The organism is Cyclonatronum sp., assembly GCF_022565315.1.
Taxonomy (GTDB): Bacteria; Bacteroidota; Rhodothermia; order Balneolales; family Cyclonatronaceae; genus Cyclonatronum.
The window spans coordinates 1-14,834 of sequence record NZ_JAIUMX010000091.1 but is presented as its reverse complement, the minus strand read 5'-3'; the positions used below and the strand labels follow the sequence as shown (position 1 = coordinate 14,834).

The following is a 14,834-nucleotide window of genomic DNA, read 5'->3' as shown; positions in this document are numbered from 1 at the left end:
TCGGTGAAGGTGCCGTCGCCGTTGTTGCGCAGCAGGGAGTTGGGATGGCGCCCGTCCGACCCAAGCCAGGCACCGCGCATGATGAACACATCGGGAAAGCCGTTGTTGGTGAAGTCGGCCTGTGCCATGTTCAGGCCGCCGATGATGCCTTCAAGCCCGGCCTCGCGGGTGCGGTCGGTGAAGGTGCCGTCGCCGTTGTTCACGAAGAAGCGCAGCTGATCAGCAGGGCGCAGCCCCCAGGAGGAAGTGAGAATATCGATAAATCCGCTGCCGGTGAAGTCGTCGGCTATGCTGCCGCCTGACAGCGCGTTTACGTCGAGGCCCAGCTGCGGCGCGATATCGGTGAAGGGCGCAAGCAGGCCCGGGGTTTCTTCGGGCAGGGGGATGAGCCACTGCGCCGGAACCTGACCGGGGTGCTGACCCAGCGTCATGTAGGCCACGTTCAGCAGCCAGCGCGCCTGCAGGTTTTCCGGATCGCGCGCCAGAATTTGCGTGTACAGGCGGATGGCGCCCTCCGAGCCGCGGGTAAGCTGATGAATCCCTTCCCCCTGAATCGGCAGCAGGCAGGAGGCGGCGCTGTGGTTGAGCTCGCAGTTTTGCTGCTCGCCCAGCCGCAGGTAGGCCAGGGCGCTGAGGTCGGTTACAAGCCTTGCAATTTCCGGCGGATAGCCGGTCGGGTTGCGCGTAACAGAGGCCTGAAGAGCTTCGAGTTTGGTAATGGCCGATTCAGAGTCGCCGGAGAAGAGCGTTTCCATTGCGATGTACAGCTGCCGGGCGGCGCGGTCGGTCGGGTTGCGCGGCTCAGGCATGCTTTCGAGCATGGCAAGGCGCCTGCTGTTCAAAAAAGGATTTACCTGCGGGTTCTGGGCCTTGTAGGCATCAGCCAGCAGCTGCACCATCTCAAGGGTACTTTCCGGCTGCTTCGGACCGGCGTCGTGCCCGTGCGTGCATCCGGCGATCACGACACACATCACCCCAAAAAACAAACCGGCAAACAGAGCGGAAACGGCATTCATGCTGAGCAAAAAATTGAGAATGTCCCGGGAAAGGACAACTTGTGAAGGGTTCATTTTAGGTTTTGGAATTTCATCTGAAAAATCAGTATATCTCAGTCTGAACTGAAATACAAATCAAGTTAGGAAAGGGATTTATGTCAGCTAAAGATTCGACTGAGCAACATGCCGGTACCGCGCCGGGCATTTCACGGAAAAGTTTCCTCAAGCGCAGCCTGCTCGCTGCCGCGGGCTTCACCATTTTGCCCAGCCATGTGGTGAGCGGACTCGGACACCGGGCCCCGAGCGATAAGCTCAATATCGCGGGCGTGGGCGTTGGAGGCCGCGGTTTCGGCGTGCTGCGCGGCATGGAGGAAACCGAAAACATCGTGGCGCTTTGTGATGTGGACTGGCGCTACGCGAAAAACTGCTTCGAGCATTACCCCAACGCCCGCCGCTACTGGGACTGGCGAAAAATGCTCGATGAAATGGGTGATTCGATTGATGCCGTTGTCGTGGCAACTTCCGACCACACCCATGCCGCGATTGCCGCGCACGCCATGACCCTCGGCAAGCATGTGTTTGTGGAGAAGCCGCTCACGCACACCGTTTACGAAAGCCGGCTGCTCACGCGGCTCGCCAAACAGTACCGGGTCGCCACCCAAATGGGGAATCAGGGCGCTTCGGGTGAGGGTACCAATCAGATTGTGGAGTGGATTCAGAACGGGCTGATTGGCGAGGTGCGGCATGTGGAGGCCTTCACCGATCGGCCGATCTGGCCGCAGGGCCTCAACACGCCCAAAGAAGAAATGCCGGTGCCCGACACCATGAACTGGGATCTGTTTGTAGGCCCCGCGAAGATGCGTCCCTATCACGAAATTTACACGCCTTGGAATTTCCGGGGATGGTGGGATTTCGGAACCGGCGCCCTCGGCGATATGGCCTGCCACATTCTCGATGCCGCCTACCGAGGGCTTGATCTGGGCTACCCCGACCGCGTCCAGGGCAGCTCAAGTATGCTGCTGCTCGATGCTGCGCCGGTATCGCAGCGGGTGCAGCTGCGCTTCCCCGAACGGCAGAGCGAACGCCTCGGCCGCCTGCCCGCCGTGAAGGTTGACTGGTACGACGGCGGGCATCAGCCGCTTAAACCCGAAGGCTGGCCCGACGGCCGCAACATGAATCACCTGGGTGGCGGGGTGCTGTTTCACGGCACGAAAGATACGCTCATCGCCGGCTGCTACGGCCGCGATCCGTGGCTGCTTTCCGGCACGGTTCCCGAAAATGTTCCCCAAACAGAGCGCCGCGTGGAAACAAGCCATTACATGGATTTTGTGCGCGCCTGCAAGGAAAGTCCGGAGAGCCGCGTGCCCTGTAAGTCTGATTTTGAGCTGGCGGGGCCTTTCAACGAAATGGTGGTGATGGGCGTGCTTGCCGTGCGCCTGCAGGCCCTGAACAAGGAGCTGCACTGGGACGGCGAAAACATGCGCTTCACCAACATCAGCGACAGCGAGCAGCTGCGCGTGATTATTGAGGATGGCTTCGAAATTACCGACGGGCATCCGACCTTCCGCCGCACCATGACCGATCCGCTGAATGCGCGGCATTTTGCCGAAAACCTGATCCGTACGCCCTACCGCGAGGGCTGGGATCTGCCGCCCATGCCGGCCTGATGCCGGTAATTTTATCATGCGGGGAACCGTGTGTTCCTCCGTTCGTCTGACACCGCAGCAGCGGCCGGTTTTCTGCAAAGCTAAGCCGGCCGTTGTAAGGCATTTTTTGTAGCTCTCAAAAAATCTTATATTTACGGAAATGTACGGACTGTAAATGGCCCCTTTATGAGAGGTGCAGAAACCAAAACGCCTGCTCCGACTTCCATCAACTAAACCGACATCCTATGAAAACCAACGTCTTTTATCTTGCTTCATTCATGTTTGGCCTGCTGCTGCTTCTGGCTTCCTGCAGCGATCAGGTGAAGCAGTCTGAAGAACCCGAAGCTTCAGCCGAAGAAGTTGAAATGCTGCTCAGCATTGTGGGCAGCGCGCTCTCGGATGAACATGAGGGCCTGCTCTCAGGCATCATGGATCTCACTGCACAACCGGGCGAAAACGGCCTGAACTACCTCTTCCGCCATCAGGGTTCGGAGCGGGGTGGTCAGAACAATTTCGTACGCCGTTACGACCCCGAAACCGGCGTGCACAGCATCAGGTTCCGGCGCGGTGTTGACCGTCCGCAGTTCCGCAGCCTGCTACGGGTGCAGCTCGAGTACATTTTCCAGGATGAAACCGGCGCCTTCATCGCAAGACCCGCGCAGAATCCGAACCTGATCGAGACCATCACCTTCAGCGGTGTGCGCGACGGATTCACCGAAAGCCCCGCAAGGCGCTCCGAATTCGAGCGCTCGGCCAACTGGCTGCTTGAAGGCTTCGGTCCCGCAAATGAGGCCATGCAGCTCTCCGGCGTTCAGGAAAGCAAGGGCCGTATGGCGCTGAAAAACCGGGACGGCGGCGTGCAGGCATCCCGAAGCTATCAGATGCTCTTCAACCTCACTGATATCTCCATCCAAAAGCCGGACGCCTCCGAAGACCGCCTCCCGTTTTTGGTGACCGGCGAAATCGAATACGAAATCCGCATTCGCACCATGCGCAACGGCGAGCAGGAAACCCGCGAATTTGCCGGTACCATCGAGCTCGACGGCAGCGGTCAGGCGCTGATGCGCGTGTTAGGCATCGATCGCGCCTTCAGGCTTTACCTCCAAACCGGAGAAGCCGCCGCCCGCGATTAGGCGCATTTATTTTTTTATCGATGGATGGGCTTCCGGGCCTCATCCTAAATTTGCATCGTTAGCAGGGCCCCTCAGCTGGGGCCCTTTGTTTTTGGGGGATGTTTTTCCAGCCCTGATGCAGCGTTCAGTTTAGCCGGAAGCGGGATGAGGGCTGTTCAGCATCACCCTAAAAAAAGCAAAAAAAAAATGCGTCACCGTGCGGGAACCTCAGTAAATGAGGGTGATGCGGATGGTGGTGTCGGCCTGCACTTCAAACAGGCGGGCATTGAAGGGGGGCGGACCAAACCTCGCCGGGGGATTGTTCGAAAAACCGTAGCCCTCCCGGGGGATGCCCAGAAAGTTGGTGTCCAGTTTTTCGTTGTTGTTCTCGTCGTGAAACAGGCGCACAGCCCATTTCCCGGCCGGCACTTCGGTGAAAACCCAGCGCGACTCCCCGTCGCGAATGCTTACTTTTGCACCGGAAACGGCTTCCCCCTCTGCATTAGAAAGCTCCATGATAACGGCTCCGTTTTCCGAGCGGACGCCCTCCGCGATTACGGTGAGCTCGAATAGCTGCTCCTGACGGGGCGTTTCCTGAGAAAAAGCGGTCGGTCCGGAATCAGCAAAAGCGAAAACCGCCGAGCAAAAACAGATGAGCGGGAAAAGAATCATTTTTGGTATATGATGAATGGTAAATAAAGGGTAAGCATCATTTTCCCCGCAAGCAAAAAGAAAACGGGAAACGCGGGGAGCGGAAAATAGATGCATCATAAATCAATGATTCCCTCTTATTTTGAGCAAAACTCAAATTCAATAAAGTCCTCCGAAGATGTTTATGTTCCGTGATTCCGCTAAAGCGCTGTTTCTCAGCCTGTCCGTTTCCCTGCTGCTTTTTGCGGCCTGCTCCGCGCCCGAACCCGAGGCGCTGCCGCGCTCGCCGGCCTTTGGCGCAAACGGCATGGTGGTAACGGCCAACCCGGAAGCAACGGCGGTTGGGCTTCAGATTTTGCAGGAAGGCGGCAATGCCTTCGATGCGGCCATTGCCGTGAAGTACATGCTCTCGGTTACCTACCCGATTGCCGGCAACATCGGCGGCGGCGGCTTCATGGTGTATCGCACGGCCGAAGGCGAAGCGGGCGCCCTCGATTTCCGCGAAACAGCCCCGGCAGCGGCCACCCGCGATATGTACCTCGATAAGGAGGGAAACCTGATCGACGGGCTCTCCCGCATCGGGCACCTTTCGGCGGGCGTGCCCGGCACGGTAGCGGGCATGGAGGAAGTCTGGCAGCGCTTCGGCAGCCTGCCCTTTGCACAGCTCATTGAGCCGACCATTCAGGTGGCAGAGCAGGGGCATCGCGTTACGGCTTTCAATGCGGAACAGAGCAACCGTTTTCAGGAGGAATTTGCGGAGGTGAACACGCAGCTGCCGCTATTTGTGAAGGAGGGCGGCTGGCAGGAAGGCGACCTGCTCGTGCAGCCCGATCTGGCCGAAACCCTGCGCCGGATTCGCGACGAAGGCGCAGCCGGATTTTACACCGGCACAACCGCCGACCTGATTGTGGCCGAAATGCAGGCCGGGGGCGGCATCATCACCCATGAAGACCTCGCAGCATACCGCGCCATCTGGCGGCCTGCCGTATCGGTGGCGTACAAAAATTACCGCATCCACTCCATGCCGCCTTCCTCGAGCGGCGGTATCGCCATTGCGCAGCTGATGCTCGGCAGCGCTGACTTTGATTTTGCCGCGCTCGGGCATCTCACCCCCGAAAGCATCCATCTCATGGCTGAGCTGATGCGCCGCGTATATGCCGACCGCGCCACGCACCTGGGCGACTCCGATTTTTATGATGTACCCTTTGAAATGCTGCTCGACCCGCAGTACATCCGGGCGCGGAATGCGGATATCAGCATGGAGGCTGCAACGCCTTCATCAGCGATTAAAGAGGGGGAAGTGGAGCGCATTGAAAGCTTCGAAACCACGCACTTCAGCATTGTGGATGGTGCGGGGAATGCAGTTTCCCTTACCACGACCGTAAACAGCTTTTTTGGCAGCAAGGTGATGGTGGCCGGTGCCGGCTTCTTCCTGAACAACGAAATGGATGACTTTGCCGCCGCGCCGGGTGTGCCGAATCAGTTTGGCCTGGTAGGCGGGGAGGCCAACGCCATTGAACCGGGCAAGCGCATGCTCAGCAGCATGTCGCCCACGATCGTGGAGCGCAACGGCGCCCTGTACCTCGTGCTCGGCACGCCGGGCGGCTCGACCATCATCACCAATGTGTATCAGGTGCTGATGAATGTGCTCGAACACGGCCTCGATCTGCAGCAGGCCGTTGATGTGCCCAAAATGCACGCGCAGTGGCTGCCGGATGTCATCACCCTCGAAGAAGGGGCTCTTGATGAAGCCGGTATGGAAGCCCTGCGGGCACTCGGGCACGAGCTGAGGGTTATCCCGCAGATCGGGCGGGTTCAGGCCATTCAGCTGCTTGACGACGGCCGCCTCAAAGGCGTAGCCGACCACACCCGCACCGGAGATTCGGTAGCCCGCGGCTTTTAGCGCTGACCCTGAAGGGCTATCATTTCCATAATTTTACCGGCATTGAGCGGCTTTTCCACAAAATCGCGGACACAGCTGTAGGTTGTGGCACGCTTGATTTCATCCGGGTTGGTTGTGCTTGAAACCACGTAAATAACAGGTTTGTGGCTCAGGCTGAGTTTATTGTATTCATTCAGGAAATCCCAGCCGTCCCATACGGGCATGTTGATATCAAGCAGAATGATATGCGGGAGTGCCTCCGGGTTGTCGCTGTTTTGCGAAAAAGCCTCATAGGCTTCGCGGCCGTTTTTGTAGGTAAAGAGTTTGCCGCTGTAATTGCAGGTTTGCAGCAGCCGTTTCACAACCCGATGGTAAATCAGGTCGTCGTCGATTACCGCGAGGTTCAGTTCGGTATTCATGGTTAGCCGATTTAATGAGATTCACTGTAAGCTGGTTCGTTCGTTTTTATATTTAGCCGTATGCATGGTAAGCGGGCTCATTTATTATGTTTCCTAAGCCACAGGTGAAAAACGGAACCCTGGCCGGGAGTACTTTCCACATCTATTTTGCCGCCCATTGCTTCGATCTGAGCTTTGCTCATAAATAAACCTATGCCCCTTGATTCGGGGTGTTCATGGAATGTATTAAACATCCCGAACAATTTCCTCTTATTTCTTTCAAGATCAATACCGAGGCCGTTGTCCTTAACATGTATGATGAGCCAGTCATTATCTTCGGTGCAGCTTATGTGGATAAAGGAATCATTTCCGGGCGACCGGTAGCGGATTCCGTTTGTGAGCAGATTCAGAAAAATACTGTCGAGATAAGCTGGTATGGCCCAAATATGGTAATTGGCCGGTATATCGTGGGAGATACGCACGTCGGAGGACCTTGCAATAGCTATAATTCCGGCAATGGCTCTTTCCGCCGTTAATCTGAGGCTAACAGCCTGCAGCGGAAGAGGTGAACTTGTGTGCAGCCGGGCAACTTCAGACAGGTGTTCGATACTGTCCTGCAGGTTATAGGCTGCGGTTTTCAGGTATCGGAAATCTTCCTTGTCTTTAAGGGAGGTTTCGTCTTCCTCAAGAAAACTGATAAGCGCAGAAATATTGGTGCAGTGCGACCGAAGGTTATGCGAGGCAATGTGTGCAAATTGCTGCAGGCGTTCATTTTGTGACTGTGTGAGTGTAAGAAGCTGCTCGCGCTCAATTTCGGTGTTTCGCCTTGAAGTTATATCCCGAAGGGTAATTACTTTGCCGGCGGTTTGGTTGCGGCTCGTTTTAAAAGACTGTATGCTGATTTCAATCCATTGCCCGGTAAGGCTGTTAAATAGGTCTGTGTTTACAGGGACGGATTCTGTTACATCCTGATAAAAAGCAGCGAGGCCGGGAAGTTTTTGATCCAGCAGGCGGATATCGGGCAGGGCTGAGAGTTCCCTTAAACCCAACAGCATTTCTGCATAGTTGTTGGCACTAATGAGGCGGTCGTCGTTATCGAGCACCAGAAGCCCCTGATTCAGGTTTTGAAATACCTGACGGTGGGCTGCCGGTATCACGTTAAAAAACTGTGCCTTAACGAGGCCCACATAAAAAAGCAGGCCGGTAATCAAAAACATGAAGGGTACAGCATCAAGCCCAAGGGGTATTATGCCGAGCAGATGCAGGATGTAAACGAGCCATGTGAGCGTAATAGCTGTAAAAACAAGAAACACCCGCCAAAAAAAATAGCGGTGCACGGTAAACAGCAGCATAAAAATGTAGATGTCGGCAATCAGCGTGAGAATGAGGCTATAGATTACATGAAGTTGGTAGGCAGGTCCCTTACCGGTTATGAGCACATTAAAAAATCCGTTGCTGACTGTTGCGTAGCTTGTGTAGGCCAGCCCATGGAAGCTGTTTGTTAGAACTGCCGCCATAACGAATAGCGGAATTATAAAGATAGATACGATCTTCAGGGGAGAGAGCGGACGATCACTGTTGGTATAGCGAATGGCAAACAGCAGCAGAAACGGGATTATGAAGGGTGCACCTAAATACTGAAGCTTTAAAAACAAAGTCATCAGTTCAAGGTTTGCCGAGCTGAGCTCGAGCGAATAGAAAAACCCATAAACCGATGTCGAAGCCATAGAAAGCCCGAAATATCGTTCCCCCCGAGTGTTTCCAAGAGTATAGCTTTTAGCTGTTACCAGCAGTCCCAGCAACACAGCAATAAACACCGGTACAGCAAAGAGGTTGAAAAACATGGAAGCAGAGTAGGGTTAAGCTAAGCCGCACGGCACGGCACGTTCGATGATAATAATCCAAAAATGTGTTTGATACCGCCTGTGGAGCTCTGTCTTCACGAAATTGCATACTAAAGCCTGCGGCCTAACAGATATCCGTTAACGAATTTACTGTTTTTCCGGTACTAAATTGCCTGAAAATGTACAGGCTCCCATCTGCAAAGGGAGGACTGATGGGAAGGCGGAAAATGAACAGCTTTTCTTCCAAATAGGGTTCAATAGTGATACCTTAAGCTTTCAATGAAATGTGTTTGGGCACCTGTAAATATTTGATTCGAAACCAAAGTAACCACAATTAGTTATGGAATCTATAAGCGCATTTGAAATTATTAAAGTAGGCATCGGGCCTTCGAGTTCCCACACTATGGGCCCATGGAAAGCCGCTGAAAGGTTTGTGAACAGCCTAAGGCGTAAAAACCTGCTGACCGGTGTGAAGGGCATTAAAATCTTTTTATACGGCTCCCTTGCCAAAACAGGTTATGGTCACGGTACGGACGTTGCCGTGCTGATGGGGCTCTCAGGGCACGACTTCACCGAAATCGACACCAACACCATACCTGACCGGGTCGCTTTCATCAAAGCGGTAGATAAAATTGTGCTGGGTGATGAGCACGAAATTTCCTTCGAATATGCCCGGGATCTCATTTTTGAGTTTGGTATGAGCCTCGACTATCACCCTAACGGGATGAAATTTGAAGCACAGTTCGCAGATCGTGACCCCTACACGGCGACTTATTTTTCAATCGGCGGCGGTTTCGTGGTACGCGAGGGGGATGACGACGATGAAATCCAGAACGATGCCCGGCGCACGCAGTACCCCTGCCACACGGCTCAGGAAATTCTCACAAACTGCCGGAAGCTGAATCTGCGCGTCTCGGAACTGGTTTTCCTGAACGAGCAGGCCTGGCGTAGTACCGCTGAAATCAGAAGCCATGCGCTGTATATCTGGGAGGAAATCAAGCAGTGCGTGTACCGGGGCGTTAACAAAAAGGGGATGCTGCCCGGTGTGCTGAAAGTGCGCCGCCGTGCCTACGATTTGTGCAAGAAGCGGATGAACGGCCGGAAATTCAGTAACGCAGATGAATGGCTGGATGCCATCAAAAACGGCCCGGCTGATTTCAATACCGTGAACAAGTGGGTCAGCATTTTTGCGCTTGCCGTGAATGAGGAAAACGCCAGCTTTGGCCGCATCATCACCGCGCCAACGAACGGGGCCTCGGGCGTAATTCCGGCGGTGATGCTTTATGCTTACTGTTTTACCCCCAATTTTGATGAGGATGCCGTTGTTGATTTTCTGCTCACTGCCGGCGAAATCGGCACCCTGTATAAAAAAGGCGCGACCATTTCTGCGGCGATGGGCGGCTGTCAGGCCGAGATCGGGGTTTCCAGCTCGATGGCGGCGGCGGCCCTTACCGAAGTACTTGGCGGCACCCGCGAGCAGGTGATGCAGGCAGCCGAAATCGCGATGGAGCATCATCTCGGCATGACCTGCGACCCAATCGCCGGGCTGGTTCAGGTGCCCTGTATCGAGCGCAACAGCATGGGGGCTATTAAAGCCATCACCGCAGCAAACATCGCCCTAGACGAGGATCCCGGAAATGCCCGCGTAAGCCTCGATGATGTGATCAAAACCATGTGGGAAACCGCCAAGGATATGAACCACAAATACAAGGAAACCTCCGAAGGTGGCCTCGCAACCATTCCGGTAAATGTGATCGAATGCTGAGCTGCTTACCCGCCATTGGTACCGTTATCAGGCAGGATGAAGCCTGTTACAAGTATTAAATTAATCTGAGATCACCTATAAACACTTATTTGCAGCACGCTTGGAAGGTATAAGCTCATGCAGGCCATGCGATTGATTATTTTACAATTACGGTCGGGCTCAGGTAAACTAATCTGGTTCTGCCGCTGGTTTTATTGGAGAACTCTGCAGGCAACCGCTGCAGCAAATCACTAACTAAACTATTCTGTTATGAAATTTTCAAAAATCGCGAGTCTTTTTTTAGCTGCTTTTTTCCTGTCATTCGCAATTGCACAGGCTCAGTACGGAGGCGCAACCTATACGGAAGCATCAAATGTAAGTGAAGAGCGTTCTCAGAACATTGTTGATGTTGTTACAAACAACAGCGAATTCAGCACACTGGCCATGCTGCTCACAGAGGCGGGTTTGGCAGATGCTGTGCGGGATGCTGACGGGCTTACTGTGTTTGCCCCAACAAATGCAGCTTTCGAAGAAGTGCCGGAAGAAACGCTGCAGGCACTGCTTGCTGATCGTGAATTGCTGCAGGAAGTTCTGCTTACTCACGTAATCGGAAGCGTTGTAACTTCTGATGTTGTAACACAGCTTGAAGAAGCTCCAACAGCTGCAAATAACGTGCTGCCGGTAAATACTTCCTACAACGGCACTGTTACCGTTGGTAACGCAACCGTTACTGATGTTGATATTATGGCCTCTAATGGTGTTATACATGTAGTTGACGCTGTAATTATGCCACCGGCTGAGCGGTCTTCTTACGACAGATCATCTTCATACTGATTGCAGCTGAGTTTTTTAAGGCTGAACAGTCTAAAATTAAAGGGATGCATCTTTTCGGGTGCATCCCTTTTTAATGAGGTGAACAAATAGCATCCGGGATGCATCAGATGAGCTTCAGGCTCCTAAAAAACCGCTTTTTTGAATCACAATTAAAGAAACAAGTTTCAGTTTGCCGCTGCTTTTTGGCTATCTTTAAGGGTAAATGAAAATATCCTTCAACGAACTATTGTACCAATGAGCAAGCAGCACAAACTCAGGCCCGAAAGCCTGATGATGTCTTACGGCTATAAACCGGAACTATCTGAGGGCGCTATAAAATCTCCCATATTTATGACCTCCACTTTTGTGTTCAAAAGTGCCGAGGAGGGCAAAGCTTTCTTTGAACTCGCTTATGGTCTGCGCGAAAAGGAGCAGGGTGAAGAGCCCGGCCTGATTTACAGCCGTATCAATAACCCCGATCTTGAAATTCTGGAAAACCGCCTTGCCCTGTGGGAGCAGGCCGATGACTGCGCAGTTTTTGAAAGCGGTATGAGCGCCATCACCACAGCCATGCTTGAATTTCTGAGTCCCGGCGATCTGCTGCTTCACAGCGCGCCGGTTTACGGAGGCACCGATCACTTCATCCATTATTTCCTGAAAAAAATCGGGGTTGAATCGGTTTGCTTTAAGGCCGGCATGCAGAAAGCCGAGATCCTTGAAAAACTCGAAGCAACCGGGAAAGCAGAACGCCTGGCCATGATTTATGTGGAAACCCCGGCCAACCCGACCAACACCATCATCGATCTGCGGATGTGCCGCGAAATTGCCGATCATTTCGGGACGGCTGATAAGCACGTGTATCTCGCCGTTGACAATACCTACATGGGCCCGCTCTGGCAGCATCCGCTGCAGCACGGGGCCGATATGGTGCTGTACTCTGCCACCAAATACATCGGTGGCCATAGCGACCTCATTGCCGGTGCCTGCACCGGAAGCGCTGAAGTGATCAAGCGGATCAAAACACTGCGTACTTTCCTTGGCAACATGGCCTCACCGCATACCGGCTGGCTGCTGATGCGCAGCCTCGAAACCCTCAAAATCAGGATGGAACAGCAGTGTCGGAATGCGCAGGAAGTAGCGCGTTTCCTCAGCGGGCATCCCAAAATAAACAAGGTGCACTACCTTGGGCTTATTCCCGAAGGCTCGCCTGCCCGCGAAATTTACGACCGGCAGTACGATGCTCCCGGTGCCATGATGTCATTCGAGATCGACGGCGGAGAGAAGGAAGCCTTCCGCTTTCTGAACGCCCTCAAACTTATGAAACTTGCCGTGAGTCTTGGCAGCACCGAGTCGCTGGTAGAGCATCCGGCAACGATGACGCACGCCGGCGTTGACCCTGAACACCGGCGCGAATTCGGCATAACAGAAAGCCTGGTGCGTATTTCGGTTGGGGTTGAGCATTATGAGGATATCATCTGGGACCTCAGTCAGGCACTTGATGCTGTTTAGTATCCGTTGCAGCGTTATTCTGTGAATCCTCTTATATTTCGGGGGCCGTTCTTTGGGGCGGCCCTTTTTTATGGAATAAAATCATCTCTAATACGAACATAAGAACGTAGGCTATGAAACCTCTTTTAGCTCTTGTTGTGCTATCCCTGCTGTTAACGGCAGGCTGCGGATCGGCAGATACCCCTGATACAGACGCTGCCCTTCATGAAATGCAGCAGACCAATCCCGCACCTGCAAGCTATGCGCGGGTATCGCTCGACTGGTTTGGCACTTATCACGGAATCACCCCCTGTGCAGACTGTGAAGGCATCGACACAACCCTTGAACTCACGCAGGATGAGCGCTTCACGCTCACGACCATCTATCTCGGAGAAGATGAAACACCGGCAGTAACTGAGGGGGAGTTTTTCTGGAATGAGGCGGGCAATACGGTAACCCTTGCCGGAGTTGAAGATCGCCCGGCGCAGTTCTTCGTGGCTGAAAATGCGGTAATCCAGCTCGATATGGAAGGAAACCGCGTTACCGGCGACCTTGCCGACCTCTACATTCTGCGCAAACAACCCGAAACAGCCGAGTGAACCAAATGATGAAGAAAATTCAAATTTTTGCTGCTTTCGCGGCCCTGCTTTTTTTTGCAGCAGCCTGCGACAGCCCCGAAACCCAAACTACTGACGCCGCATCTATGCAGCAGGCCGAGCCGGAGCAAATCACGCAGGAAGTACTGGCTGACAGCCCGTGGCTTCTCGTTAATCTGTTCGGGGAAGAGTTCACGCTCGAAATGGAAGGCCTGCGGCAGCCGGGCATTACCTTTGATGCAGAAGAAGGCCGCGTGCACGGCTTTGCGGGCTGCAATCAGTTTACCGGCGGCTTTTCGGTTGCTGAGGGCAGAGAGCTGAGCTTTACCCAGATGGCATCAACCAAAATGGCCTGCCCCGATATGGAAGTCGAAGACCGTTACTTCAAAGCACTTGAGCAAACCGCCCGCGTAAGCTTAGTCGAAGGCCGGATGCAGTTTGAAGACAGGGAAGGCGCGGTTGTTGCTGTGTTTTTTGCTGAACCTGATGGCCTCTGATTCAGCTCCTGAAATCCGTGATTTACCCGGAATTTATTTTCAGCTTTGAGACTTCAATCCTTAAAAAAAATGAAAAAAAAGATTCTCACGGCCGTTATTCCGGCTTTTTTGGTATTTATGCTGGTGATGGCTGCGCAAACAACTGACGCCAGGCAGGCTTCAGCAGGCTGGGTGCCGGATGTTCTGGGTGAGCCGTTTGAACAGCGCACCTTCGAAATGGAGCCCGATTACGAGGGCGATGTGGTTGTTACGCTTGTCCGCCGGCTTGTGAATCCCGGGCAGCCTTCCGAAAAAGCTGTTTTGTACGTGCATGGCTTCAACGACTACTTTTTCCAGGCGGAGATGGCGGAGCGCTTCAACGCGGAGGGGCTTGATTTTTACGCTGTCGATTTACGCAAATACGGACGCTCCTGGCGTCCGCATCAGAAAATAACCAACGTGCGGGATCTCAGCGAGTACTATGCTGATCTGGACCTCGGCCTGAACTACATCCGTGAAGCCGGTGCCTCACAGATCGTGCTGAAAGGGCACTCAACCGGCGGCTTAACTACAACGCTTTACGCCGCTGACCGTAAGGGCATGGGTTTGTTTGATGCGCTGCTGCTGAACAGCCCGTTTTTTGATTTTAACGCGGGATTCTTTATGCGGCGTTTTGCAATTCCTTTTATTGCCTGGCGCGGAGGTTCCAACCCCGACAAGCTTACCCCGGAAGGCGAACCCGGATTTTATGGCGCAAGCATTTACGCCGGCGAGCAGGGGGAATGGGATTTCAATACCGAATGGAAGGGCTCGGGCGTACGCCTCAATTACGGGTGGATCCGCGCCATCCGGCAGGGGCACAGGCGGGTAGCCCGCGGACTGGAAATTGATGTGCCTGTTCTGGTGATGCACTCCGACAAAACCGTGCCGGAAAATGAACTGAGCGATGTGCTATTTACCGGCGATTCGGTGCTGAATGTGGCCCACATCAAAGCCGGAGCCGGAAACCTGCGCAGCCCTGACCTCCGGCTTGCCGAAATCGAAAACGGCATGCACGACCTAATCCTCTCACGAGAGCCGGTACGGAATGAAGCCTATCGCGTAATGATGGCGTGGGTGAGAGAGCTGCGCGGGGATGAAGCAAGCCCGGCACCTTAAACTTCTAAGGTGCCGGAAAGCAAATTAAGAG

General features: G+C 53.9%; 13 protein-coding genes. 9 read left to right on the top strand and 4 right to left on the bottom strand.

Annotation, left to right across the window (positions count from 1 at the left end):
- The coding region (locus LAT75_RS12350; RefSeq protein WP_291482979.1) for an FG-GAP-like repeat-containing protein at positions 1–1,070 on the bottom strand (1,070 nt) is incomplete at its 3' end.
- An 80-nt stretch (positions 1,071–1,150) separates the two neighbouring features.
- Here LAT75_RS12350 and LAT75_RS12345 point away from each other — a divergent pair.
- Both LAT75_RS12345 and LAT75_RS12340 read left to right on the top strand, forming a co-directional pair.
- A complete protein-coding gene (locus LAT75_RS12345) occupies positions 1,151–2,662 on the top strand; it encodes a Gfo/Idh/MocA family oxidoreductase (RefSeq protein ID WP_291482978.1) in 1,512 nt (503 codons plus the stop codon).
- A gap of 224 nt (positions 2,663–2,886) precedes the next feature.
- Complete coding sequence (locus LAT75_RS12340; RefSeq protein ID WP_291482977.1) at positions 2,887–3,774, top strand: hypothetical protein; 888 nt, start codon at positions 2,887–2,889, stop codon at positions 3,772–3,774.
- 207 nt (positions 3,775–3,981) lie between these two features.
- Here the strand turns inward: LAT75_RS12340 and LAT75_RS12335 are convergent, their stop codons facing one another.
- The gene (locus LAT75_RS12335) at positions 3,982–4,425 is read right to left on the bottom strand and encodes a DUF2141 domain-containing protein (protein WP_291482976.1); all 444 of its coding nucleotides are present in this window, start codon (positions 4,423–4,425) and stop codon (positions 3,982–3,984) included.
- 157 nt (positions 4,426–4,582) lie between these two features.
- Between LAT75_RS12335 and ggt the strand changes: the two genes are divergently transcribed.
- The gene (gene ggt / locus LAT75_RS12330; RefSeq protein WP_291482975.1) at positions 4,583–6,307 is read left to right on the top strand and encodes a gamma-glutamyltransferase; all 1,725 of its coding nucleotides are present in this window, start codon (positions 4,583–4,585) and stop codon (positions 6,305–6,307) included.
- Here ggt and LAT75_RS12325 read toward each other — a convergent pair.
- Both LAT75_RS12325 and LAT75_RS12320 read right to left on the bottom strand, forming a co-directional pair.
- Entirely contained in the window at positions 6,304–6,705 is a 402-nt protein-coding gene (locus LAT75_RS12325) for a response regulator (RefSeq protein ID WP_291482974.1), read from the bottom strand. The genes ggt and LAT75_RS12325 overlap by 4 nt on opposite strands.
- Positions 6,706–6,782: 77 nt before the next feature.
- Entirely contained in the window at positions 6,783–8,528 is a 1,746-nt protein-coding gene (locus LAT75_RS12320; protein WP_291482973.1) for a histidine kinase N-terminal 7TM domain-containing protein, read from the bottom strand.
- 340 nt (positions 8,529–8,868) lie between these two features.
- Between LAT75_RS12320 and LAT75_RS12315 the strand changes: the two genes are divergently transcribed.
- From LAT75_RS12315 to LAT75_RS12290, 6 genes are all read left to right on the top strand, one after another.
- Positions 8,869–10,293 carry an L-serine ammonia-lyase gene (locus LAT75_RS12315; protein ID WP_291482972.1) on the top strand — a complete coding sequence of 475 codons (1,425 nt, stop codon included), beginning with the start codon at positions 8,869–8,871 and terminating at the stop codon, positions 10,291–10,293.
- Positions 10,294–10,542: 249 nt separating this feature from the next.
- The gene (locus LAT75_RS12310; RefSeq protein WP_291482971.1) at positions 10,543–11,106 is read left to right on the top strand and encodes a fasciclin domain-containing protein; all 564 of its coding nucleotides are present in this window, start codon (positions 10,543–10,545) and stop codon (positions 11,104–11,106) included.
- 234 nt (positions 11,107–11,340) lie between these two features.
- Positions 11,341–12,594, top strand: coding sequence for a cystathionine gamma-synthase family protein (locus tag LAT75_RS12305; RefSeq protein ID WP_291482970.1), 1,254 nt, complete (start codon positions 11,341–11,343; stop codon positions 12,592–12,594).
- 113 nt (positions 12,595–12,707) lie between these two features.
- Positions 12,708–13,172 carry a copper resistance protein NlpE gene (locus tag LAT75_RS12300; protein ID WP_291482969.1) on the top strand — a complete coding sequence of 155 codons (465 nt, stop codon included), beginning with the start codon at positions 12,708–12,710 and terminating at the stop codon, positions 13,170–13,172.
- 5 nt (positions 13,173–13,177) lie between these two features.
- Positions 13,178–13,666 (top strand): META domain-containing protein, encoded by a 489-nt coding sequence (locus LAT75_RS12295; protein ID WP_291482968.1) that lies wholly within the window; start codon positions 13,178–13,180, stop codon positions 13,664–13,666.
- Positions 13,667–13,735: 69 nt separating this feature from the next.
- On the top strand, positions 13,736–14,803 hold the full coding sequence (locus LAT75_RS12290) for an alpha/beta hydrolase (protein WP_291482967.1): 1,068 nt from the start codon (positions 13,736–13,738) through the stop codon (positions 14,801–14,803).
- Positions 14,804–14,834: the final 31 nt, after the last annotated feature.